Origin of the sequence: Acinetobacter nosocomialis (genome assembly GCF_041021905.1) — a bacterium.
GTDB classification, from domain to species: Bacteria; Pseudomonadota; Gammaproteobacteria; order Pseudomonadales; family Moraxellaceae; genus Acinetobacter; species Acinetobacter nosocomialis.
In genome coordinates this window covers 2663596-2687218 of the sequence record NZ_CP157432.1, presented here as the reverse complement: position 1 = coordinate 2687218, position 23623 = coordinate 2663596, and the positions used below count along the sequence as shown (strand labels likewise).

23 protein-coding genes and 4 tRNA genes are annotated in these 23623 nt (G+C 38.1%); 22 read left to right on the top strand and 5 right to left on the bottom strand.

All coding sequences use genetic code 11. The annotated features are described in order from the left end of the window. Positions 1–67: 67 nt before the first annotated feature. Both ABLC00_RS12550 and rhlB read left to right on the top strand, forming a co-directional pair. Positions 68–280 (top strand): cold-shock protein, encoded by a 213-nt coding sequence (locus ABLC00_RS12550; protein ID WP_000126912.1) that lies wholly within the window; start codon positions 68–70, stop codon positions 278–280. A 109-nt stretch (positions 281–389) separates the two neighbouring features. Next, positions 390–1541 (top strand): ATP-dependent RNA helicase RhlB, encoded by a 1152-nt coding sequence (gene rhlB / locus ABLC00_RS12545; protein WP_004886271.1) that lies wholly within the window; start codon positions 390–392, stop codon positions 1539–1541. 39 nt (positions 1542–1580) lie between these two features. Here rhlB and ABLC00_RS12540 read toward each other — a convergent pair whose 3' ends face one another. Further along, the gene (locus ABLC00_RS12540) at positions 1581–1961 is read right to left on the bottom strand and encodes a hypothetical protein (protein ID WP_002049100.1); all 381 of its coding nucleotides are present in this window, start codon (positions 1959–1961) and stop codon (positions 1581–1583) included. Between the two features lie 203 nt (positions 1962–2164). Between ABLC00_RS12540 and ABLC00_RS12535 the strand changes: the two genes are divergently transcribed. The 12 genes from ABLC00_RS12535 to ABLC00_RS12480 all read left to right on the top strand — a co-directional run bounded on the left by ABLC00_RS12535 (position 2165) and on the right by ABLC00_RS12480 (position 14526). Further along, a complete protein-coding gene (locus ABLC00_RS12535) occupies positions 2165–2740 on the top strand; it encodes a nitroreductase (RefSeq protein WP_004886275.1) in 576 nt (191 codons plus the stop codon). A 34-nt stretch (positions 2741–2774) separates the two neighbouring features. Beyond that, entirely contained in the window at positions 2775–3848 is a 1074-nt protein-coding gene (locus tag ABLC00_RS12530; RefSeq protein ID WP_002049214.1) for an NAD(P)H-dependent glycerol-3-phosphate dehydrogenase, read from the top strand. 55 nt (positions 3849–3903) lie between these two features. Next, the gene (locus ABLC00_RS12525) at positions 3904–4359 is read left to right on the top strand and encodes a histidine phosphatase family protein (RefSeq protein WP_002049122.1); all 456 of its coding nucleotides are present in this window, start codon (positions 3904–3906) and stop codon (positions 4357–4359) included. A gap of 22 nt (positions 4360–4381) precedes the next feature. Continuing rightward, entirely contained in the window at positions 4382–5521 is a 1140-nt protein-coding gene (gspL, locus tag ABLC00_RS12520) for a type II secretion system protein GspL (protein WP_348941022.1), read from the top strand. Beyond that, positions 5521–6000, top strand: coding sequence for a type II secretion system protein GspM (gene gspM, locus ABLC00_RS12515; protein WP_004707877.1), 480 nt, complete (start codon positions 5521–5523; stop codon positions 5998–6000). The genes gspL and gspM overlap by 1 nt, the downstream gene beginning before the upstream one ends. Positions 6001–6089: 89 nt before the next feature. After that, a complete protein-coding gene (locus tag ABLC00_RS12510) occupies positions 6090–7094 on the top strand; it encodes a quinone-dependent dihydroorotate dehydrogenase (RefSeq protein ID WP_004707879.1) in 1005 nt (334 codons plus the stop codon). Positions 7095–7100: 6 nt separating this feature from the next. Next, on the top strand, positions 7101–7688 hold the full coding sequence (locus ABLC00_RS12505; RefSeq protein WP_002049156.1) for a CvpA family protein: 588 nt from the start codon (positions 7101–7103) through the stop codon (positions 7686–7688). A 25-nt stretch (positions 7689–7713) separates the two neighbouring features. Then, the gene (gene purF / locus ABLC00_RS12500) at positions 7714–9255 is read left to right on the top strand and encodes an amidophosphoribosyltransferase (protein WP_004886278.1); all 1542 of its coding nucleotides are present in this window, start codon (positions 7714–7716) and stop codon (positions 9253–9255) included. A 78-nt stretch (positions 9256–9333) separates the two neighbouring features. Continuing rightward, positions 9334–11223 (top strand): M48 family metalloprotease, encoded by a 1890-nt coding sequence (locus tag ABLC00_RS12495; protein WP_033846050.1) that lies wholly within the window; start codon positions 9334–9336, stop codon positions 11221–11223. A 100-nt stretch (positions 11224–11323) separates the two neighbouring features. Further along, positions 11324–11977 (top strand): hypothetical protein, encoded by a 654-nt coding sequence (locus tag ABLC00_RS12490; RefSeq protein WP_004886282.1) that lies wholly within the window; start codon positions 11324–11326, stop codon positions 11975–11977. 11 nt (positions 11978–11988) lie between these two features. Next, entirely contained in the window at positions 11989–12954 is a 966-nt protein-coding gene (locus ABLC00_RS12485) for a D-glycerate dehydrogenase (RefSeq protein ID WP_004886284.1), read from the top strand. A gap of 144 nt (positions 12955–13098) precedes the next feature. Next, positions 13099–14526, top strand: a complete 1428-nt coding sequence (locus ABLC00_RS12480) for a M48 family metalloprotease (protein WP_080775624.1) — start codon at positions 13099–13101, stop codon at positions 14524–14526. Positions 14527–14627: 101 nt separating this feature from the next. On the opposite strand, the gene ABLC00_RS12475 is transcribed toward ABLC00_RS12480, so the two are convergent. Both ABLC00_RS12475 and rpsU read right to left on the bottom strand, forming a co-directional pair. Continuing rightward, a complete protein-coding gene (locus ABLC00_RS12475) occupies positions 14628–15074 on the bottom strand; it encodes a GatB/YqeY domain-containing protein (RefSeq protein WP_004700591.1) in 447 nt (148 codons plus the stop codon). Positions 15075–15100: 26 nt separating this feature from the next. Next, positions 15101–15316, bottom strand: a complete 216-nt coding sequence (gene rpsU, locus ABLC00_RS12470) for a 30S ribosomal protein S21 (RefSeq protein ID WP_001136722.1) — start codon at positions 15314–15316, stop codon at positions 15101–15103. A gap of 145 nt (positions 15317–15461) precedes the next feature. Between rpsU and tsaD the strand changes: the two genes are divergently transcribed. Next, positions 15462–16472 carry a tRNA (adenosine(37)-N6)-threonylcarbamoyltransferase complex transferase subunit TsaD gene (gene tsaD, locus ABLC00_RS12465; protein ID WP_004886287.1) on the top strand — a complete coding sequence of 337 codons (1011 nt, stop codon included), beginning with the start codon at positions 15462–15464 and terminating at the stop codon, positions 16470–16472. Positions 16473–16474: 2 nt separating this feature from the next. Here the strand turns inward: tsaD and ABLC00_RS12460 are convergent, their stop codons facing one another. Together ABLC00_RS12460 and ABLC00_RS12455 are read right to left on the bottom strand one after the other, a co-directional pair. Next, a complete protein-coding gene (locus ABLC00_RS12460) occupies positions 16475–17578 on the bottom strand; it encodes a DUF6670 family protein (protein ID WP_004886289.1) in 1104 nt (367 codons plus the stop codon). A gap of 101 nt (positions 17579–17679) precedes the next feature. Then, a complete protein-coding gene (locus ABLC00_RS12455) occupies positions 17680–18561 on the bottom strand; it encodes an ATP-binding protein (protein WP_002049146.1) in 882 nt (293 codons plus the stop codon). 178 nt (positions 18562–18739) lie between these two features. Here ABLC00_RS12455 and ABLC00_RS12450 point away from each other — a divergent pair, with 178 nt between their 5' ends. From ABLC00_RS12450 to ABLC00_RS12420, 7 genes are all read left to right on the top strand, one after another. Continuing rightward, the gene (locus ABLC00_RS12450; protein WP_002049303.1) at positions 18740–20248 is read left to right on the top strand and encodes a DUF3336 domain-containing protein; all 1509 of its coding nucleotides are present in this window, start codon (positions 18740–18742) and stop codon (positions 20246–20248) included. After that, positions 20235–21041 carry a protein kinase gene (locus ABLC00_RS12445; RefSeq protein ID WP_004886292.1) on the top strand — a complete coding sequence of 269 codons (807 nt, stop codon included), beginning with the start codon at positions 20235–20237 and terminating at the stop codon, positions 21039–21041. Before ABLC00_RS12450 ends, ABLC00_RS12445 begins: the two co-directional genes overlap by 14 nt. Positions 21042–21143: 102 nt before the next feature. Next, positions 21144–21228 (top strand) — tRNA-Leu (locus ABLC00_RS12440). A 53-nt stretch (positions 21229–21281) separates the two neighbouring features. Continuing rightward, positions 21282–21355 (top strand) — tRNA-Trp (locus ABLC00_RS12435). Between the two features lie 27 nt (positions 21356–21382). Beyond that, positions 21383–21467 (top strand) — tRNA-Leu (locus ABLC00_RS12430). A gap of 72 nt (positions 21468–21539) precedes the next feature. Then, positions 21540–21613: transfer RNA gene (locus ABLC00_RS12425), tRNA-Trp, on the top strand. A 213-nt stretch (positions 21614–21826) separates the two neighbouring features. Continuing rightward, on the top strand, positions 21827–23584 hold the full coding sequence (locus ABLC00_RS12420) for a ShlB/FhaC/HecB family hemolysin secretion/activation protein (protein WP_004886294.1): 1758 nt from the start codon (positions 21827–21829) through the stop codon (positions 23582–23584). The last annotated feature ends 39 nt before the right edge of the window (positions 23585–23623 follow it).

Sequence of the window (23623 nt, the reverse complement as noted above, 5' to 3'; positions counted from 1 at the left end):
AAAACCTTGTTTGCTCTGCTGTTTGCAACACCGGAAGGTCCTTTTTTCATCATCTGAGGATTGACTTATGACAGCTCGTGAACAAGGCGTAGTAAAGTGGTTTAATGACACTAAAGGCTTTGGTTTTATTCAACGTAACGGCGGCGACGATGTATTCGTTCACTTCCGTGCAATCGTAGGTGACGGTCACCGTTCTCTACGTGACGGTCAACGTGTAGAATTTAGCGTTGTACAAGGTCAAAAAGGTTTTCAAGCTGAAAACGTTCAGCCTTTAGACTAAGACTAATTCATCTTTTTGATGAATCATGGACGCTCCAATTTTTGAATTGGGGCGTTTTTGTTTATAATGATCTTCTCATTCGAGAGATTGTTTGTTAGAGCGCGTATTTATGACATCTGGTTTTGAAACCTTGAATTTACATCCGCAACTTAAAAAGGCGATTGATGCTTTAGGGTTTACTCAAATGACCCCAATTCAGCAAAAGGTTTTAAAATATACATTAGCCGGGCACGATGCAATTGGGCGAGCACAGACAGGAACAGGTAAGACAGCTGCCTTTCTGATTAGTGTAATTAATGATTTACTCAATAATCCGGTTAAAGAACAACGTTTCCGTGGCGAACCTCGTGCTTTAATCTTGGCACCTACTCGTGAGTTGGCCTTGCAAATTGAAAGCGATGCAAAGTTTCTCACAAAATTCTCTAATTTACATTTAGTGACCCTATTGGGTGGTGTTGATTTTGATAAGCAGAAGAAACAACTTGATGCTAATTTTGTCGATATCATGGTTGCTACACCAGGACGGTTAATCGATTTTGTAGAACAAAAAGAAGTCTGGCTCGATCAAATTGAATTTTTGGTAATTGATGAAGCTGACCGTTTATTAGATATGGGCTTTATTCCTTCGGTAAAACGTATTGTTCGTTATTCACCACGTAAGGAACAACGTCAAACCCTGATGTTCTCGGCGACTTTTAGTTACGACGTCTTAAATTTAGCAAGACAGTGGTTGTTTGAGCCTGTAACAGTTGAAATTGAGCCTGAACAAAAGACCAATAACGATGTAGAACAACGTGTTTATGTTGTAGCTAAACAAGATAAATATCGTCTTTTACAAGATATTTTACGTGAAGAACCAATTGATAAAGTCATGATCTTTGCCAACCGCCGTGATCAAGTGCGCCGTCTTTATGACCATTTGAAAAAAGATGGATATAAAGTAGGAATGCTATCTGGTGAGATTGCTCAAGATAAACGTTTGAAAATGCTAGAGCAGTTTAAGCAAGGGAAGCATAACATCATGATTGCAACGGATGTTGCAGGTCGTGGTATTCATGTAGATGGCGTATCGCATGTTATCAACTTCACTTTACCTGAGCAGTCTGATGACTATGTTCACCGTATTGGGCGTACAGGTCGTGCAGGTGCACAAGGAGTAAGTATTAGTTTCTTGTCTGAAGATGATGCTTTCTATTTACCAGAAATTGAAAAAGCAATTGGTAAAAAACTACCACTTACCCGATTAGACGGGTATTGCTAATAAAAAAAATCCCAATCAATTGATTGGGATTTTTTTCAATTAATTAATTTTACAATAGAATGTAAGCGTTGTTTGATAGTCGTCATCTTTTGCTAAAGACGCATTTTTACCAGTTAAAGTACCAATAACACCTGCAGCGGCTTCTACCATTTGACCCGTCTTTTCACTTACTACATCTTTTAATACACCATGATAAGTGGTTTTTTCATCAACAATAACAGGAGTTGTATTCTTAGAGCACGTTTTCTGAGCGGCAGTAACTGCATTATTCTTTGCAATTAAATTAGTTTTGCCGATACCAGTCACTTCAAACTGATTATTTTCTTTTTGAATTGCTAAAGTATTTTTAGGAGTGGTAGCACAAGCACCAAGTAATAGAACAACGCCGCTCATTGCGCTCGCTAAAATTATTTTTTTCATGATTCACCTAAGTTAATCGCTAAAAGACATAGCTATTTGAACATAAGTTTTCTATTTGATTTTGAATACGTTGTATGAGTTTTGAAGTTTTGTATTAAAAAATGTCAAACTATAAGTTCACTAAGTTTATAGGCTAGATACCATGGTGGATTAACGGTAGATTATGCTAATCTATTTCGAATTTTTGAGTTAGATCAATATTAATGACGGATTCAGCAATACAAATAATTCACCAAAATATTCATCAGCGTCAGTCTATTGGCCAATTAATTGAGCCAGCTCCAAACTCAGATCAATTAGAGTTGGCTTTTCAGGCTGCTTTAACTGCTCCAGATCATCATAGGCTTAAGCCAACACGCTTTGTCGTTATTTCTGGTGAACAACGTGCTGCTTTTGGTGAGGTTCTAGCAAAAGCATTGGTAGATTTAGGAGAATCTGACCCCGCTCAGCTGGAACGTGTTAAGCAACATCCTTTTCGCGCTCCGCTACTGATTTTAGCTCTTACACAGTTACAAGATCATCCAAAAGTGCCACATTTTGAGCAAATCTTAAGTACTGGTGCGGCAGTACAAAATCTTTTGTTGTCTTTGCAAGCTCAGGGGTTTTCAACTATGTGGCGTAGTGGTGCTGTTGTTGAATCAACTTGGTTAAAACAGCATTTAGGTCTGCAACCGCATGATTTAATTTCAGGTATTATTTACGTTGGCACAGCAGCTAAAGCAATTGCACCGCGTGCAGATATTGAAAGTAAAGAATTCGTAAAAGTTTGGCAGGCTTAAGCGTCTGTAAAAGTAAGAAATAGGATAATAAAGCATGGCTGAATTTAAGTTTACAGATTTGGTGGAACCTGTTGCGGTCGATAAAAAAACGGCACTACGTATTACCGTTTTAGGGGGCGGTAGCTTTGGTACAGCCATGGCGAATTTAGCTGCTCGTAATGGCTGCGATACCATGATCTGGATTCGTGATGCTGAAACAGCAGAAGAAATTAATAAAACCCATATTAATAAACGTTATTTACCAGACTTTACTTTAGAATCTTCACTACGTGCTGTGTCTGATCTTGAGCAAGCGGTATGTGACCGAGATATTATTTTAGTTGCAATTCCTAGCCATTCTTTCCGCGATGTCTTAAAACAAATTGCTCCTTATATTACTGCACAAGCGGTTGTTTCCTTAACCAAAGGTGTTGAAGCTAAAACATTTAGTTTTATGAGCGATATTATTCGTGAAGAACTACCAGAAGTTCCCTATGGTGTATTGTCAGGTCCAAACCTTGCCAAAGAAATTATGGCAGGTATGCCATCTGGTACAGTGATTGCTAGTGATTCTGAACTCGTCCGTTATGCCGTGCAGCATGCGCTTCATAGTGCGTTATTCCGTGTTTTTGGTAGCGATGATGTGCATGGAGTTGAGTTGGGCGGTGCACTTAAGAATATTTATGCAGTCGCGATGGGAATTGGGGCTGCATATAAAATTGGTGAAAATACCAAAAGTATGATTTTAACGCGTGCTTTGGCTGAAATGAGCCGTTTCGCGGTAAAGCAGGGCGCAAACCCGCTTACATTTTTAGGTTTGTCTGGTGTGGGTGATTTATTTGCGACATGTAATAGTCCATTGAGCCGTAATTATCAAATCGGATATGCGCTAGGTTCTGGCAAGACACTTGATCAAGCAAGTAAAGAATTGGGGCAAACTGCTGAAGGTATTAATACAATTGTCCAAGTGCGTGGTAAAGCACAAGAACTAGATGTATATATGCCAATTACCAATGCTTTATATGAAGTCATTTTTGAAGGTGCTCCGCCATTAAATATTGCACTTTCTCTTATGAAAAATGGTCATCGGAGTGATGTGGAGTTTGTTTTACCTCATCATGAAGTCTGACGAATAAATGTCATAAATTGTGGTTATAATGCAGAATTATTAACAAGGAAATTTTATGCAACTGACATTAGTTCGTCATGGGGAAGCTGCTCCACCAGTTAATGGTAATGATATTAAACGCCCCCTTACTGCGCGTGGACATGCACAGGCTGAGCAAACAGCAACATTTTTAAAAGACATTGTAAAACCGGATATTTTTGTTGTTAGTCCTTTGTTGCGTGCTCAGGAAACATTGGCGCATATCCAGACTTATTTTAAAGATGTGCCAGTGCTGTTATGCGACAAAATTAAGCCAGATGATGATGCAAAAGAAGCAGTTGAATGGTTGTCTCAAATTCCTTATGAATCGATTGTAGTGGTTTGCCATATGAATGTAATAGGTCATATTGCAGAGTTACTTACTCATGAAAATTTCAATCCATTTGCGCTTGCTGAAGCTAGAATTTATGATCAAGCTGTTATTGCAAATGGTTTATCAACACAAAAAAATAGTTTTATACCCACAATATAATTAAAAAGGTTATTTCGCCAACATGCTGTATATATGGATGCCTGAAACCAATGGAATATGGCATTGGTCTAACGGAGAGAGCTGGTTGCAGGCTGCGAGTCTCGATCAATTAATACAAGACTTGCAAATACATCAGGGAAAAGAAGCTACGGTTTTTTTTCCGAGTCGTCATGCACAAATGCTTCAGCAAACTATGGCGAAGTCCCACTATAAACAACTGGGGGCTGATGGGGTTAAATATCTACTAGAAGAGTTTGTGACTTTACCGATTGATCATATGAAAGTGGTTCACCATTTTCATGCCGATCAGTTAACTGTCTTGGGTGTCGCTCAAGGGATGGTCGAGACATGGCAACATTCTTTGGCTTTGTTGCCAACCAAACTTGTTTCCTTGCTACCAGATTTTCTAATATTGCCAGAGCCGCAAACCGAGCAAGTTATTCTGTGTAATATTAATCACCAACTTATGGTGCGTGAAAATAAATGGTTGGGTAATTCAATTGATGATTTGGGGCTTTTTTTAGAATTTCAGTCAGCTGAAAAACATTATCAATATAGTGGTTTAACATCAGGGCAACTGGAAAGTTTAGAGGCCGCTTCAAGTGCAGAACAACGTTCTGAGTTCGTTTATCAATTTCAGCTATTAGATAAAACTAAGCAGCATCCTTTCAATGTTTTACCAAAATCAAAAGGCCAGGAGCGTACTTTTTCTGGTTATTGGAAGGCATGTGCTGCCGTTATTTTAGCAATTATTGTAGTGCAGTTTAGCTATGATTTATTGCGTTGGGTCAAATTGAAAAAAGTAGCAAATCTAACTGCTGACCAGACAATTGAACAATATAAATACTGGTTTGGACCATCTAGTCGTGTGACTGAACAAAATATAAAAGGTCAATTTGAAAGTCATTTAAGAATGAGTCAGCAAGGTGATACACAAGCACTTTCTTTGTTAAGCCGTGTTGGACCTATTTTAATGCAAAGACAGATTTTGGCTCAGCAACTTAATTATGATGCTTCAATTTTAACGATGGCATTAAAAGCAAAATCGGCAGATGATTTACAAGCTTTGACACAACAATTAAATCAGCAAGGATTTAAAGCTGAGCTAGGTAATGTCCAAGCAAATGGTGGTGGGGCAATTGGGGTGGTGAAAATACAATAATGAAAATGTTAGCTCAATTGCAGAATCGTTTTGATCAGTGGATTGAAAAAGTTGTTCAATACCTAGATCGTTTAACTGTCCGTGAACGCGTTATGGTGGTCTTTACTACAATTTTTGTGGTAGTGGCTATTGTTGGGTCTTCACTTTGGAAAATGCATTCCTTGGCAGAACAACAGCAAAAACGCTTAAATGATTTAAAAGATCTGATGGTGTGGATGCAAAGTAATGCAGTTACTATGAAGCCTGCAAATGAGCTTGAACTTGATAAGTCTGGAAAAATACAAAGGGTGGCTCAACAGCAAGGTTTAACTGTGACTTCTCAGCAAAATGGAGAGCAGTTACAAATTGTTGTAACGCATCAGAATTATGCAATTTTAGCTAACTTTTTAACACAACTTGCACAGATGGGTCTTAGTATTCAAAAGATGGAAATGGTTTCAAGCGAAGGTCAGATTAAATTAACAGCGACAGTTCAATAACATATCAAAATATGCTTATGTCAAGCATGGTGTTTTGTGCTGCCTGTGCCTATAATATGCGTACCTAAAATCAGTAGACTGTGATTGGTATGTTATATTCACTTGCTCGCCCGATGTTGTTTAGTTTAGCACCAGAGCGTGCCCATGAATTAACATTATCCATGCTTGATAAAGCGCATAAGCTAGGCATGATGCGTCAGGCCGTAGAAGCGAAACCTACTACATGTATGGGAATCGAGTTTCCTAATCCGGTAGGTTTGGCAGCAGGTCTAGATAAAAATGGTGCTCATATTGATGCATTAGCTGGATTAGGTTTCGGTTTCATTGAAATTGGTACAATTACACCTCGCCCGCAATCGGGTAATCCAAAACCACGTTTATTTCGTATTCCTGAAGCTAAAGCCATTATTAACCGTATGGGTTTTAATAATGATGGTGTTGATAAACTTATTGAAAATGTTAAAGCATCAAAGTTTAGAGGCATTTTAGGAATCAATATTGGTAAAAATGCCGATACGCCTGTAGAAAAAGCAGTTGATGATTACTTAATTTGTCTTGAGAAAGTTTATAATTACGCTTCATATATTACTGTCAATATTTCATCACCGAATACTAAAAACTTACGTAGTTTACAAAGTGGTGATGCGTTAACTGAATTACTGCAAACCTTAAAAGCGCGTCAACTTGAGTTGGCTGAGCAATATAACCATTATGTTCCTCTAGTACTTAAAGTTGCTCCGGATTTAACAGCTGAAGATGTTGAGTTTATCTCTGCTCAATTATTAGATTTTAAAATTGATGGTCTTATTGTGACCAATACCACTTTGTCGAGAGAAGGGGTGGAAAACCTGCCTTACGGTAATGAGTCAGGCGGTTTGTCAGGCGCACCTGTATTTGAAAAAAGTACAGAGTGTTTACGTTTATTTGCTCAATCATTGAAAGGACAAATTCCTTTAATCGGTGTGGGTGGTATTTTGTCTGGTGAGCAAGCTTTAGCGAAACAACAAGCTGGAGCAACACTTGTTCAAATTTATAGTGGTCTAATCTACACAGGACCAACGCTTGTAAAGCAATGTGTTGAAGCTATGACCTAATTGAACATGAACACTATTGATATCATCATTCTAATACTTTTGCTCATTGGGGGGCTAAACGGTTTGCGACAAGGATTTATAAAAGCCTTTGCGAACTTGGTAGGATGGATTTTTGCATTAATTATGGGTGCAAAATATGCTGTTCTTCTAGCTCCGTCAATGTCGGGTTTAAGCCAGGATCCGGTGGTTCAAAAGATTGCAGCTTTTGCATTTATTGCACTCATTATTATTGTTTTAACTTGGATCGTCACCGCATTTTTAAATGGCCTCTTGAAAAGTTTAAAATTGGGGCCATTAAATCGTTTAGCAGGTGGTGCTTTTGGTTCGTTGAAGGGTTTATTGGTTGTTCTTATTACTATGCAAGGTGTTGGTCCTTGGGTAGAAAGTTCACCTCATTGGAAGCAATCCAAATTTATCCAGTTTTTATTGCCTTACGCACCTTTAGCCACGGAGCTTTCTAAAGGGGCAGCAAGTGAGGCTTTTCATCAGATAACATCTGGAGGCGGTGTATCTCGCACTTCTCCAAAACCAATGGACGAGTCGGAAGAACCAGAAATCCGGCCCGACCATTCAACAAAGAATCCTTTTTATTAATTCCTAGCTTGTCTGCGAGGTTGCTATGTGTGGAGTTGTTGGTATAGCCGGTAAATCGCCAGTGAACCAAATGTTGTTTGATGCATTAACGATGTTGCAACATCGTGGGCAAGATGCAGCTGGAATAGTAACCTGCCATGAAGGCCGTCTTTTCCTTCGCAAGGATAACGGTATGGTGCGTGATGTTTTTCATACTCGTCATATGAGAGCATTACTTGGTAATTATGGTATTGGTCATGTGCGCTACCCAACTGCGGGCTCTGCTAGTAGTGCTGAAGCTCAACCATTTTATGTGAACTCACCTTACGGTATTACACTTGCGCATAATGGTAACTTGACTAATGCAGAAGAAATTCATGATGACCTGTTTAAAACAGATTTGCGTCACATGAATACTGATTCTGATTCAGAAGTTCTTTTAAACGTTTTTGCACATGAGTTGCAAAAGAAAGGAACGTTAAATCCTACAGCTGAAGATATTTTTCATACGGTTTCTCGTGTTCATGAGCGCTGCCAAGGTGCTTATGGCGTAGTTGCTATGATCACTGGTCATGGTTTGGTTGGTTTCCGCGATCCAAATGGTATTCGTCCATTGATTTATGGTTCGCGTATGACTGAACAAGGTGAGATGGAATATATCATTGCATCTGAGTCTGTGGCGATTACTGCTCTTGGTTTTAAAATCGAACGTGATATCGCACCAGGTGAGGCAATTTTCATTGATGCCGAAGGTCAGTTATTCACTAAACAATGTGCGGCTAATCCAAAATATCGCCCATGTATTTTTGAATATGTTTATTTTGCTCGCCCAGATGCAATTATTGATGGTATTTCAGTTTATAAAGCCCGCTTAAAAATGGGTGAAAAATTAGCGCATAAGATTTTGCGTGACTGGGGTGAAGACCATGATATTGATGTGGTTATCCCAATTCCAGATACAAGCCGTACTTCTGCATTAGAACTTGCAAACATTCTTGGTGTGAAGTTCCGTGAAGGGTTTATGAAAAACCGTTATATCGGTCGTACCTTCATTATGCCGGGTCAGCAACAGCGTAAAAAATCTGTACGTCAGAAATTAAACCCGGTTGAGTTGGAGTTTAAAGGCAAGAACGTTCTATTGGTTGATGACTCTATTGTACGTGGTACTACGTGTAATGAGATTATTCAAATGGCGCGTGACTCAGGTGCGAAAAAAGTATACTTTGCTTCAGCAGCACCAAAAGTGATGTATCCAAACGTATATGGTATCGATATGCCTGCTAAAACTGAGCTTATTGCTTCAGAACGCAGTGTAGAAGAAATCCAAGAAATTATTGGTGCTGATCGTTTAGTATTCCAAGATTTGGAAGACTTGAAGAACGCCGTACGTACAAGTAAGGTTCCTACATTAACTGAGTTTGATTGCTCTGTTTTTGATGGTATCTATGTAACTGGTGGAATTGATGCAGACTATCTGAATAATTTGGAACAGAAGCGTAATGATTCTGCGAAAAAGAAAAAAGATGGTTATATTGATGTCAATATTGATGCAGCGTCAGTAGATTTGACGGGTATTAAAGAAGAATAGAAATAGCCGAAAAAAGCGGGTGTTTCCCGCTTTTTTCTTTTATGATGAAACTTAACAATGTAATTGGGAATATTTACATTGAAAGAAGTAAGCCACTATTTAATCGAAAATAAAAATATGGCATGGTCCATCACTATGTGTTTGGTCGCTGTGCTTTTGACTATTTTTATTTTAAATCTCATTTTAGGTTTACTTGTTCATTTTTTTGATTATAGCCAACCGATTTGGTGGCATGCTTTAAGTCCCTATTTTATTGCTCTTTTGCTTTTTATTATGGTTTGGTCGGTGGTGACCGAGCTTTACATTTTACGTAAAGGTGGTCATTCCCTTGCCAAACAGCTTAAAGCACGTCGTTTGGTAAAAGGCGAGAGTACACCAGAAGAACATGCGGCATTAAAAATTACAGAACATTTGGCGCAAACATTTTCTCTTAACGTTCCAACTCTCTATGTTTTGCCTGATGAAGTAGGTGTAAATGCATTAACAGCTGGTTTTCACTCAAATGATATTGTCATTATTTTGACTTGGGGAGCTTTACAGAATCTAGATGAACTAGAGCTGTATGGTTTACTGGGTCATGAATTTAACCAAATTTTATCTGGTGAGGCTGTAGAAAATACTAAATTAAAAATTTTATACAGCGGTTTAACGACCTTCAGTCAATGGGGCAGTAAGCTCGCAAAACAAGGTTTTAAGCGCTACAGTCCGGGTTATAAGCATAAGTTCGAGACTGTGTTTGTAGCTGTTGGTGGAGTGATTTGGTTAGCAGGAAGTTTAGGTGTTTTAATCACTCGCTTTATTAAATATTTAACATTAAGTGGCCGCACATTTCGCAATGACCAAAAAACTATGCGGTTGCTAAAAAATAGTACGAATACCCAAACATTATTACGTATTTATGTTCACCATTCAGGATCACAAATTCATAGTGCTTATTCTGAATCAATCGCGCATATGTGTTTTGCAAATTCACTTAGCCCTCAAAGCTGGATGAATATTCACCCGAGCATTCGTGAACGTATTTACGAACTTAATCCAACTTTACTGCAAGATTTACAATTAGAAAATTTAAAGAAACTTCGCAATAGGCCTTTATTTAGTCTTTTCCGTTCATTAGAAGAATCTGAGACGGAAATCTATATTCCGTGGTCATCACCACAACCGCTGCCATTATTGCGTCTTTCTCCAATTAGCTTTGCATTAAATGATGCGATCAAGCCTTTAAGTAGTGATATCCGACGTAATAAAAAACGCCCTGAACTTATTCAGCGTGCATTGCAAACAGCCACTGGTTCGCGTGAGGTGATGGTTGCGATTTTAATGATTCGTCAATATCGAGAATTTATTCCGCAAGAAGCCCCTGTAAGCCATTCGATAGTCGATGCTTTGCTTAATTTGGATGGTCGTATTCATATTCAGATATTTCACGACGCATGTAAAAATATTGGCCATATGCCTGCAAGTATTGCGCGTCAATTTTTGACAAAACTAGCACTTATTATTCAGGAAGATGGAGAGATCGGACTGCTTGATGCGCTACTATTAGAGCGGGTCAAATATGAATTGAACTTGATGCCACTTCATTTTCCAACAGCATTTGAAGAAGTGAAACCTCAAATAGTTCGTTTAATTGATGCGTTACTTCATGTGCAGCAAATTAATAGTCCAAACCAGTTGGAAGTCCGTGAGCGTATTTTGCGTTCTTTACTTAACCCAGATGAAATGCATATTTATGATGAAATTTCGGATGAGCCTTTAGACTTGGCTGAAATTTTAAATGACATTGCTGGGCTTTTACTTCGTGACCGTCTAAGTATTTTGGCGATTGCTGAGATGTGTTTATGGAGTGACCGCATTATTACTCAAGATGAACTTGATGTGCTGGAGTTACTCTACTGGCGATTTGGTTTTGAGTCCGATGAAATTGTAGAGCAAATGCAGAAGAAAAATAGCGTTATGATTATTTAAGAGACATATGTGATTTCCACTAGCGATCATTAAAAGAAAACGCTGAAAAAAAGTCAGAAGCCCGTTAGAATGTGTGTAGATTAGAGGTACTGATTTAAACATGATTGGGCAGCAAAGAAATATACTGGCAACTTTAGGAATTGATATATGGATTCCTAGAACACAAGCGTGCCAAAAAAATAATGCCCATACTGTATGGCGAGATCAGATTGTTGAATCTCATACACCAATTATCGCACCTACAATAGATGTTCCTGCTTTTGGACAAAAGCCATCTAAGCCTTTGTTGCCTGAAGCACCTAAAGTTGTAGAGCAACCTTCAATAGCAATTAGAGATGTTCCGCAGTCTGAAAGGGTTATTGAAAAACCTATGATTACTGTTGAGCAAGAGGCGATTGCTCCATTCGAGTTGCAGGCTTATTGCCTTGAAAAGTGTGTAATCTTTGTTGATGTGACAGCACTAGAAAAAGAAGAGAAACAACTTTGGACAAATATACAAAAGGCTAAAGTGGGTCACTATGCTGAATTAAAATGGCCTTTTCCCTTAGCGGCATATCAAGATCAACGTGGCGTGAGTTCATATATTCAGGGTTTTTTAGATGCTGTAGCGGCAGAAAAAAAGATTTTGTGTTTAGGTAAATGTGCGTATATTCAACATGCAAATCTTATTCATTTAGCTAGTTTAAAAGAAATGTTAGATAAGCCTCTCCTTAAGAAAAGATTGTGGCAACTTATGCAAGATAACAATGAGTAGTAGGGATATACATGAAAAAGGTTGTAGTTTTTAGTCAAATTGATGAAGAGATTTTGTCGCGGTTGCAGCAGGATTATCATGTTGTCATATTAAACCCTAAACTGGGTGATATCAATGAACAGATACGACAAGAAGTGGTAGATGCTGATGGAATGATTGGCGCGGGACGCTTACTTAATGAAAGTAACCTTGCTCCAGCACAAAAATTAAAAATTATTTCATCTGTGACTGTTGGTTATGATAATTATGATGTTGCTTATTTGAACCAAAAGAAAATCTGGTTATCAAACACACCTCATGTTTTGACAGAAACTACTGCGGATCTTGCCTTTACTCTATTGTTAAGCGCAGCTAGAAAAGTACCATTTTTAGACCACTGGACTAAACAAGGCGAATGGAAAAGAACAGTAGGGCCACAGCAGTTTGGTCTGGATGTTTTTGGTAAAACACTTGGTATTATTGGACTTGGTAATATTGGTGCTGCAATTGCGCGTCGTGGTTTTTATGGTTTTAACATGAATATTGTTTACCATAATCGACGCGAAAAGCCTGAATTGGCCGAGCCATTGAATGCTCGATATCTAGGTTTGGATGAGTTGCTACAACAGTCTGATTTTGTAGTCACAGCAGTTGATTTAAATGCAGAATCTAAAGCCTTAATGGGCAAAGCTCAATTTGAGCTGATGCAAAAGCACGCTATCTTTATCAATATTGCGCGCGGTTCAGTGGTTGATGAGCAGGCACTTATTGAAGCTTTGCAGCAGGAAGTCATTTTTGCTGCTGGCTTAGATGTATATGAAAAAGAGCCTTTGCAAGATTCGGCACTTTTTAAATTACCAAATGTTGTTACTTTGCCTCATGTGGGGTCTGCTACAGCTGAAACACGCAAAAAAATGGCAAATTTAGCTTATAAAAACTTAGTAGAAGCATTGGAAGATAAAACACCAAGGTATTTGGTGAACCCTAATTTCGTATAAATATTGAATAACACTTCATTGCAAATATAGTCTATTTTCAATGTTATAGTGAAAGCCTGCTCATATGATGTAAGAAACTCAAGCATTATATGAATGGGCTTTTTTGTTAGTTTAATTTTTAATAGAGAAGAACTTTTGAAATTTTTGCCAGTTATTTTAAGTTTGGCTTTTATAACAAATGCCTCTTACGCTGATCCTTTTGACTCAAAACCAGCTTCTGGGCAGGTTGAAATTCCGAATATTGGTAGTGGAATAGGATTACTTGATCAACAAAAAGAAAAATTTATCGGTGAAAAAGTTTTCCGTGAAGTGCATAAACAAATGCCAGTCATACAGGATGTATGGTTAGAAGATCAGTTTTTTCAAGTTTTCTCTAATATCTTAGGTGAAACACAGCTTGGGCAACCTATTGGGCTTGTGGTCATTAAAGACCCACAAATTAATGCCTTTGCTGTTCCTGGTGGTTTATTTGCATTAAATACAGGTCTTATTTCCTCGGCTCGAAATATTGATGAGATTGCTGGAGTGATGGCGCATGAGATTGCTCACGTTTCGCAAAGGCACTTTAGTCGTTCAGAAGAGGCTTTTAAAGGACAAACTCTTTTAAGCTTGGCTGGTTTGCTAGCAGGTGTGGCTTTGGCTGCTCAGGCAGGCGGGGATGCTGGAGCTGCAGTCATGTTGGGTACGCAAGCTGCACTTCTAGATAAACAGCTCACTTATAGTCGTAATCAAGAGCGTGAAGCTGACCGTATTGGAATGCAATATATGTATGCTGCAGGTTATAACCCGCAAAGTATGGCAGATTATTTTGAAACGATGCACAGAGCAACAAGTCATGTAAGTTTCCTGCCGGATTTTTGGCTTACGCATCCCTTAACGACTGAACGTATGAGCGAGGCCCGTTTAAGAGCAAACCAGATGCCTAAAGTTAAAAGTCGAATATATGATGTCGATTTTGAAATTTTAAAATGGTACACCATGGTGGTTGCGGGAGAGGCGACTGAAAACCAATTGCAAAGTCTGGCATCGCAAAAAAATCTCGCAGGGTTACTGGCTTTATCTGCTTTTTATCTTAAACAAGGAGATTATGCCCAAGCTCAAACAACCTTAGATCAAGTAAAATCTAGTAGTAAGCCACTTGTTTCTTTAATTCAAACAGATATTTATTTGGGTCAGAATAAACTTGATCAGGCCTATAATTCGATCGCTCCCTTACAAATGACAATGCCTGAAAATAAAGCGTTTAGCTATAAGTTGGCTGAGGTGTTGTTGCGTCAGGGGAAATATACGCAAGTACAGACACTTGTTCAGCGTTTTATTAATAAAAATGCTAGAGATATTCAAGGCTGGCAACTATTACAGCAAGCCGCTAATTTAGATAAAGAGTCACCATTAAGAGCGGTGAATGTGTTGCGATATCGTGCAGAAGCACAGTATTGGTCTGGTAGTGAAGAAAATGCAATTAAATCTATGCTACATGCACAAAGACTAGCGAAAGGCAATCAAGCCATGTCAGCTAAAATTGACGGTCGATTAAAGCAAATGCAAGATGAGCGACGAATGAAAATTTAGAGCTTGTAGTTTGAGCTTATGCTTTTCAAACACACAGATATACTTAAACTGACAAGTAAATGAAAGCTTAGTCTAAGAGTATATAAAGAGAGAGGAGGGAATTAAGCTAATTTAGCTTTAATTTTTGCTGAAACTTGAGCAGGATCGGCACGCCCGGCTATGATCGGACGTAGAGAATTCATCACCTTACCCATATCTTTCATGCTAGTTGCTTCTTGAGCAGCAATCGTTTGCTCAATGATAGAATCAAGCTCTTCCTCAGTCATAGCTTCTGGTAGAAACTGGGAAATAATCTCAGCTTCGGCTTGTTCTTTACTAGCTAAATCATCACGACCAGCACCTTCAAAGGCTTTGATCGATTCTTTACGTTGTTTAATTTGCTTTTCAATGACCGCAAGAACCTGAGCGTCGCCAAGCTCTATGCGCTCATCAACTTCGATTTGCTTAATTGCTGCTTGTAGACTACGCAAAACCGTCACTGTTGCCATATCTTTGGCACGCATAGAAGTTTTTAATGCATCAGTAATTTGGTCTTTTAAAGTAGTCATAATTTCAGCAGTCAATCACAAATTAATTAGTAAAGGCGAGTAGTACGTACAGATTCACGAGCCAATTTCTTTTGGTAGCGTTTAACTGCAGCAGCTTTTTTGCGCTTACGTTCTTGAGTTGGTTTTTCGTAGAATTCGCGCTTACGAACGTCAGCTAAAACACCAGCTTTTTCGCATGAACGTTTGAAACGACGGATAGCTACGTCAACTGGTTCGCCTTCTTTCAACTTAACTTGTGGCATGTAAAATCCTCTAGATTATGGATAAGATCAGGCACACCATTGCGCCGGATCACAAGTGAAGGTCAGTATTTTACTCATTTACAACTCATATCACAAGTCTATAATAGCGATTGCAATATTTTGACTCATATAAAAGGCAGTTTTGATGATTGTTTTAGGCTTGGAAACTTCTTGTGATGAAACAGGGTTGGCACTTTATGATAGCGAACTCGGCTTACGGGGACAGGTTCTTTATAGCCAGATAAAACTTCATGCCGAATATGGTGGTGTGGTTCCGGAGTTAGCTTCTCGTGATCATGTTCGTAAGCTTATTCCTTTAATGAATCAGCTGCTTGAACAAAGTGGTGTTAAGAAACAGGAAATTGATGCAGTCGCTTATACACGTGGCCCAGGTTTAATGGGAGCATTAATGACAGGCGCATTATTTGGAAGAACTTTAGCTTTTTCTTTAAATAAGCCTGCCATCGGTGTTCACCATATGGAAGGACACATGTTAGCTCCATTGCTCTCAAGCCAACCGCCTGAATTTCCATTTGTAGCATTACTTGTTTCAGGTGGACATACACAATTGATGGCGGCTCATGCGATTGGTCAATATGAGTTATTGGGTGAATCAATTGATGACGCAGCCGGTGAAGCTTTCGATAAAGTTGCAAAAATGATGAATCTGCCATATCCGGGTGGTCCAAATATCGCAAAACTGGCGCTATCTGGTGATCCTTTAGCATTTGAGTTTCCCCGTCCAATGCTTCATCAAGGTCTAGATTTTTCTTTTAGTGGCTTAAAAACGGCAGTTTCTGTTCAACTGAAAAAATTGAATGGCGAAAACCGTGATGCTGACATTGCTGCTTCATTCCAAGAAGCTATTGTAGACACCTTAGTAAAAAAATCGGTAAAAGCTTTAAAGCAAACTGGATTTAAGCGTTTAGTGATTGCTGGTGGGGTGAGTGCAAATTTACGATTACGCGAACAGTTGGAAACTTCATTGGCCAAAATTAAAGCGCAAGTTTACTATGCTGAACCTGCCTTATGTACTGATAATGGGGCAATGATTGCATTTGCAGGTTATCAGCGTTTAAAAGCGGGCCAACACGATGGCTTGGCTGTCACGACTACACCGCGTTGGCCAATGACAGAATTGTCTATTCCTAAATAAAATTATTCATCTGCAAAGGCTTGTTGGTTTTCAATATCTATATATTCGATATAACCCCGGCCTTGCACTTCATTGCCAAAATAATGGCCCGTAAATATATAACCACTTGCATAACCTTGCCCATGACCATAGCGGAATGGGCAGTCAATTTCTGCCTGAATGTTTAAGATAATTTGCTTTGCATCATTTCGAGCGATCCATGAAAAATATTTTGGAAGTTGCATTTTTTTGCCCGTTGGAGAAATGAAGTCATCAACTTGGTGTGAAATAATATCAAAGCTAACGTCTGTATAAATTTCAGCTGGTCGATCAAGATGTCTAATGTGCAAGGTATAGGTTACTGTTTGCCCCACAATATCTGCTTTTGTTAGAAGAAGTTGAGTGTTTTCATTTAAATTGATGATTTGATAAGTGAAAAAATCAAGCGGTAGTTTATGGTTCTCAGGTATAAGTTGAGTTGTGAATGAGTGGGGACCAACTGCACGAGCATATTCGTAAGTGCAAAGCCCTTCGCTTTCAATGCGTTTTTCCTGATAGTTTAAAAAACCTTTAAACTTTGCCAACAAACTAAAATGGTCATAGACTGGTGTTTTTATGAACCATGAAACATGTGAAGTCACATCAATATCAAAGTCGAAATCTAGACCCTTATAACGCCCATTAATATGAATTTGAGGGAATTTTCCTTGAATTGAAATTTCCTGACCAAGCTCTATTAAACTTCCATCTTTATTAATTTTTGTCTCTTCGGGAATGATATAGGCTTTCAATAATGCTTGTTCAAGGGCGGCTGTACTTGAAAAGAAAGTCGCTGTTTTTCTAGGGTTTCCAACAATAATATCATCATGATCAAAAGCAAGTGCGCCAGGCGTACCGATTAAAATCATAATATTTAAATAGCGATGAGGTTCTGGCAAAAGTGGAAAAAAGATTCCGTAGTGGGTCCAGCTATAGTATTTTTCGTCAACACGTGGGCGAATGATATGAGATTGAGTAAAAGGAAGGGTTGAATATTTTTTTGCTTGATCTAAAAAGCCTTGTGCGAATAACAAACTTTTAGCAACAGTTTTGCTTACTAGAGAAATTTTTGGCAATTGTTTTTTCATATATAAACCTAAAGAAAACTATCTATATTTAGGTTATGGAAAACAATTGCCAAAGCTAAGCGGTTTATAGGCCAAAGCTAAGGCTTTGTGGGACATTTTATTTAACTGTTAGACAGTTCTTTTAAAGCGTTTAATCCAATCCAATGTTTAGAAAACTGATAAGCCGCACGACCAGAGCGCTGACCACGCATTTGACACCAACGTAAACTCTCAGCTCGAACTTCATCATTGAAAGGCATGTTCGCTTTATCTAGATAATGTTCTACGATTTCTAAATATAAATTTTGATCCATTGGGTAAAAAGATAACCACAAACCAAAACGGTCTGATAGAGAGATCTTTTCTTCAATCGCTTCTTGAGGATGTAGTTCGGTATATTGGGGCACATCTACTTTGGTTACAGGTGTGTTTTCGTGCATGAACTCAGGTAACAAGTGGCGACGGTTACTGGTCGCATAAATAATAAAATTTGTTGAACCTGACTGTAATGAACCATCCAATACACTTTTTAAACTACGATAATTTTCATCTTCAGCATTAAACGCTAAGTCATCACAGTAAACGATATACTTTTCAGGTCGGTTTTGAATAATTTTTTGAATTTTTGGTAAGTCTGCTAAATCATCACGTTCAATTTCAATTAAACGTAATCCTTGAGATGCATACTCTGTGAGTAAAGCACGAACAATAGAGGATTTACCTGTACCACGTGAGCCTGTTAACAGTACATCATTTGCGGGTAAGCCATTTAAAAACTGCAAAGTATTTTGAATAATTTTTTCTTTTTGACGTTCGATGCCTTTTAAGTCATCAAGATAAATATTCTTAGGCGTATAAATGGCTTTAAGTTGCTGGTTTTCCCATCTAAAAGCTGGTGCAGTGAAATCAGTTTCTTGCTTCGGTTCAGGTAAGACCTGCTGTAACTGATTTAATACAAGTGATAAGGTTTGAACTAAATTGTCGGGTAAATCAATGGTAGCCATGGTTAATCAATCATGTTAAACAGTAATTTACTAGGATACTAACACCGAAATTTGCAAGCTGACAAAAAAGATACTGGTAATGCAGTTTATCGGTTTTGCAATTGATTGAAATGTTCAGACCGCGCATAGTGTTGTCATGTCTATTCAGTAAAATCATCTGTGAAGATGAGGACGAAATATGTTTGAAAAAATACGAAGTGATATGAATCCACATCAGGCTTACCGTATCAAAAAATTACAACGTCAATTAGACATGGCTGAATCTTATGAAGAATGGAAGTCTTTTGCATTAAAACTGGATGAAGAGACAGGTGCACAAGAGTGGAAGTTTGATAATAGTTCGCCTTACTTCGATGCCGAGCTCATTTCTTATCGTTACACTTTACTGAAAAGATATCGACAGCAACATCGCACTTTAGATTTGATTTATCTTTTAAAAGAAGGGCTAACCTACGATATTGCAAATATTGGTCATCCTATGTTGTTTGCTGCCACACATGTAGGCACAAAAAAATTAATTGAAGATTATATTGAAGAAGTCAGTCAAAGCTTGGCTTATATTGCATCTAGTGAATGTATTACGTTTCAAAGAAAAGAAAAAATCGAGTTTTTTGAAAATTGTGAAAAAGCTTATGGTCAGCCTGCTCTTATGTTTTCGGGTGGTGCAACTTTAGGTCTTTTTCATACTGGTGTATGTAAAGCTTTAATTGAACAAGATTTAATGCCTAAGGTACTGTCAGGCTCAAGTGCGGGCGCTATTATGACTGGTATGTTGGGAATTTCTGCCAGTGAAGATATTCAAAATTTGTTAAATGGCGAGCAATTTTTTAGTGATGCGTTTCACTTTAGAAAACTTCGTGAACTTATAAAAGGGAATGGTGGTATTGCAGATGTCCACTATTTAAAAAAATTCCTCATTGAAAATTTGGGCGATCTTACTTTTGAAGAAGCATTCAAAAAATCAGGTTTGAATATTAATGTCGCTGTTGCGCCGTACGATGCAACAGAAAATCCTCGGATTATGAATGCAATTATGACACCCAATGTTTTAGTTTGGAGTGCTGTGTTGGCTTCTTGTGCTGTACCAGTTTTATTTCCGCCTGTGCGTTTAACCAGTAAGCGTTATGATGGTGAACATACCCCTTATATGGCAAACACTAAATGGGTAGATGGTAGTGTGCGTAGTGACTTCCCACAAGAAAGAATGGCAAGGCTTTATAATTTAAACTACACCATTGCTAGTCAAGTAAATCCGCATGTTGTGCCATTTATGCAAGATGATGCACACCGTTTCCGTAAGGATGTTTTAAGTTGGCCAGAACGTATTTTAAGACGCCAAGGTAAAGTGCTTTCGATGGGAATAATGGATTTTACCCGTCAAAGATTAGGAGCCATTTCTCCAGTAAGGAGATTGCTTGATCACGGATATGGTGTAGTAGGGCAGCGATATTATGGAGATGTTAATATTATTGCCAAATATAGCTTAAAACATTATGCCTATACGCTACAAAACCCTCGTCCACATTTATTTAAACGATTACAGCGAGAAGGTGAGCGTGCGACTTGGCCGAAAATATCTTCTATAGAAACTCATGCGCGTATTGGTAAAACAATTCAGCATTGTTTAGAAGTTTTACGTTTTGAAGAAAAGAAACAACAGCCAGAGTCTTATTATGCTGAAGCATGATTTTGCTTCTCATATAGAACACTTAAAATGCGTAACAAAACCTAAAAGTTCAGCTTTAGGAAGGCATCTATGGACATGTTCTATAGATGCTCATTACTACTGGCTAAAATATCAAGTGCCGCATGTACATGCTCAAGGTGAGCAAGATTTTTTGCATGAATTGCAATTTTATGAAGATATTCAGCATAAAAATATAAATTGGATTTTGCCATTTAAAATAGTTGATGCTGACATTATTTCCCCACTACAACTGCTTAAAGGGAAAGTATTAATTTTGCCAGGCACCGATTGCTGGTTTGATGAGTTAGATCAAAAGCAAAATTTAAAAGATATTCATGAGATGATCTATACAGCGCTTATGGCTTTAGCAGAACTTCATGAGCTAGGGTGGATTCATGGCGATATTAAAAAAGAACACTTTCGAAAGTTTGAGCAAAGACTTTATTTAATCGATTTTGAAAAAGCACGGCTTATAACTACTCCTGATTCAATCATTGATGCTACGCCAAGATATATGGCACCTGAACTGTTCCATGGAACTAGGAAGAATATACAAAGCGATTTATATGCTTTTGGAGTTGTTTTATATGAATGGCTAAGTCAAATACGTTTACAAGCAAACACTTATCATGACTGGGCTGTATTGCATTGCCAAAACTTAAACATTCAATTGCCAGATTTATTTCAAATTTTTTACCCGTTACTGGTGGGGTTATTGCAAAAACAGCAGAAAAATCGATTTTCAAATGCATTTGAAGCAATCAATTGTTTAAATGCTCTCTCAAACTTATAAAAATCATTGATCTAGTATCTGTATACAATTTACACGGTCAGTTTTTTTTAGAAAAAAAACACTTGTCACTGTTAGATCTTATCGCTAATATACACAGCCATCGGGGGCGTGGCGAAATTGGTAGACGCACTGGATTTAGGTTCCAGCGCCGCAAGGTGTAAGAGTTCGAGTCTCTTCGCCCCCACCACTTTAAGTTAAGACTTAAAGTTGATTTGAATGTTAAATCATTTAAATCTTGGAAGAGGATTGGTGTAATGGTAGCATGACGGTCTCCAAAACCGTTCGTCAAGGTTCGAATCCTTGATCCTCTGCCACATTTATTTTAAATAAATGTCCCAGATGGGGGCGTGGCGAAATTGGTAGACGCACTGGATTTAGGTTCCAGCGCCGCAAGGTGTAAGAGTTCGAGTCTCTTCGCCCCCACCATTGAAAAAAGCAAGACGATGATCTTGCTTTTTTTATGATTAAATCCAAAGGGTTTAATTGTGTATATTATATAGAGGATTGGTGTAATGGTAGCATGACGGTCTCCAAAACCGTTCGTCAAGGTTCGAATCCTTGATCCTCTGCCAAGATTCAAAAAAGCTCCTGTTGAGGGAGCTTTTTTTATGTCTAACTGATTTTTATAAATAAATTGTGATTTAAAACTAATATCTTATAAAAGTAAGATTTAAGAAAATAAGATTTATTTTACATACAGACAAATCTGTATAAAAAATGCTTCCACTTTGTTAAGGTTTTGTTAAAATAAAATTAAGTTGATATTAATCACGGTTTAATTTTATATGTTGAACTATAACAAATTTAATAAAAGTGTCTTATTCATCTGCTTATCACTAACGGGGGGGCTAAGTTTTGCTGCGGACTCGGATGATCCTATTCGTCAGAGAATTCAGGCTGACCAAACTATTCGACAACAGCAACGTGATAGTGCTTTAGAAAAACAAATACAACCAGATGTAAACGTCAATCTAGGGCAAGAACAAAATAAGATTTCAGCTCAGCAATTACAATATTTACGTTCTAACAGTGAAACCCCTTGTTTTGAAATTAAGAAAATACTTTTAGAAGGTGAAGAAGCCCATCAATTCATATCAGATTTTAATGTTATTACTACTGGCAAGAACAATATTATTGGAAGATGTTTAGGGGTAAATGGACTAAACCAAGCCCTTGATCTTGTACAAAATAAAATTATAGCAAATGGTTATGTAACCACACGAGTTTTACTTCCTCAACAAAATATTGCATCTGGTACGGTGCGTGTTCGTGTTATTCCCGGACGAGTGGATCAGATTAAGTTTGCTGAGGGTACTTCTAAACGTGCACATTTATGGAATGCTTTACCGATGAAGTCGGGTGAGCTGTTAAATATTCGTGATATGGAGCAAGGTTTAGAAAACTTTAAACGAGTACCTACGGTTGAGGCTGACTTTAAAATCCAGCCAGCAGAACAAAAAAAAGAATCAGGCTATAGTGATGTGGTTTTAGCTTGGCAACAGGCTAAACCTTATCGCTTACACCTCGGAATTGATGATTCAGGGAGTGAGGCGACAGGAAAATATCAAGGTACAGCGACTTTATCACTTGATCATGTGCTGACCTTAAATGATCTATTTTATATCAGCTATAACCATGATTTAGGAGGTGGAAACTCTGGTAAACATGGTACTGATGGTTTTTATGCAAGCTATACCATTCCATTTGATTACTGGTTATTTTCAACTAGTTATAGTCGCTCTAATTACCTGCAAACAGTTGCTGGAAGTAGTGAAACTTATCAATATAGCGGTAAAAGCGAACTCATTAATGCAGATTTATCTCGAGTGATTTATCGAGATGCACACCGTAAAACAGCCTTAGGTTTTGGTGGGTGGTACCGTGAATCACAAAACTATATTAATGATGTAGAAATTGAAGTACAGCGCCGTAAAACTGCAGGTTGGAAAGCCACTCTTGATCATGTTGAATATTTTTCTAATGCCACTTTAAACGGCAATGTGACTTATAAGCGTGGTACAGGCTGGTTGAATGCAATGAGAGCACCAGAAGAAGACTTTGGGGAAGCTTATACGCATGTCGGGATTCTACAAGCGAATGCCAGTTTACAAGTGCCTTTTAAAGTGGGTCAGCAAAATCTGCAATATCTAGCTGAATGGCGTACTCAACACAGCAATCAACCTTTAACTCCTCAAGACAGATTTTCAATTGGAAACCGTTATACCGTAAGAGGTTTTGATGGTGAGCAAACTTTATTGGCCGATAACGGTTTCTTAGTTCGCAATGAACTAAGTGGCTCAATTATGAATAAGCCACACTCTTGGTATGCAGGTATCGATTACGGAGAGGTTGGTGGAAAAACTGCACATTATCCGAATCCTTTACCAGGCACGAGTTTATTAGGTGCAGTTATTGGGTTACGTGGACAAATTGCTCCCTTGCGTTTGAATTATGACGCTTTTGTAGGAGCACCGTTGAAAAAACCAGATCACTTCGAAACAGATGATTACACGACTGGATTTAGCGTGAATTGGACCTATTAATTCAAGTTTAAAGGTCCAGAACTTAATCAACTTTATTAA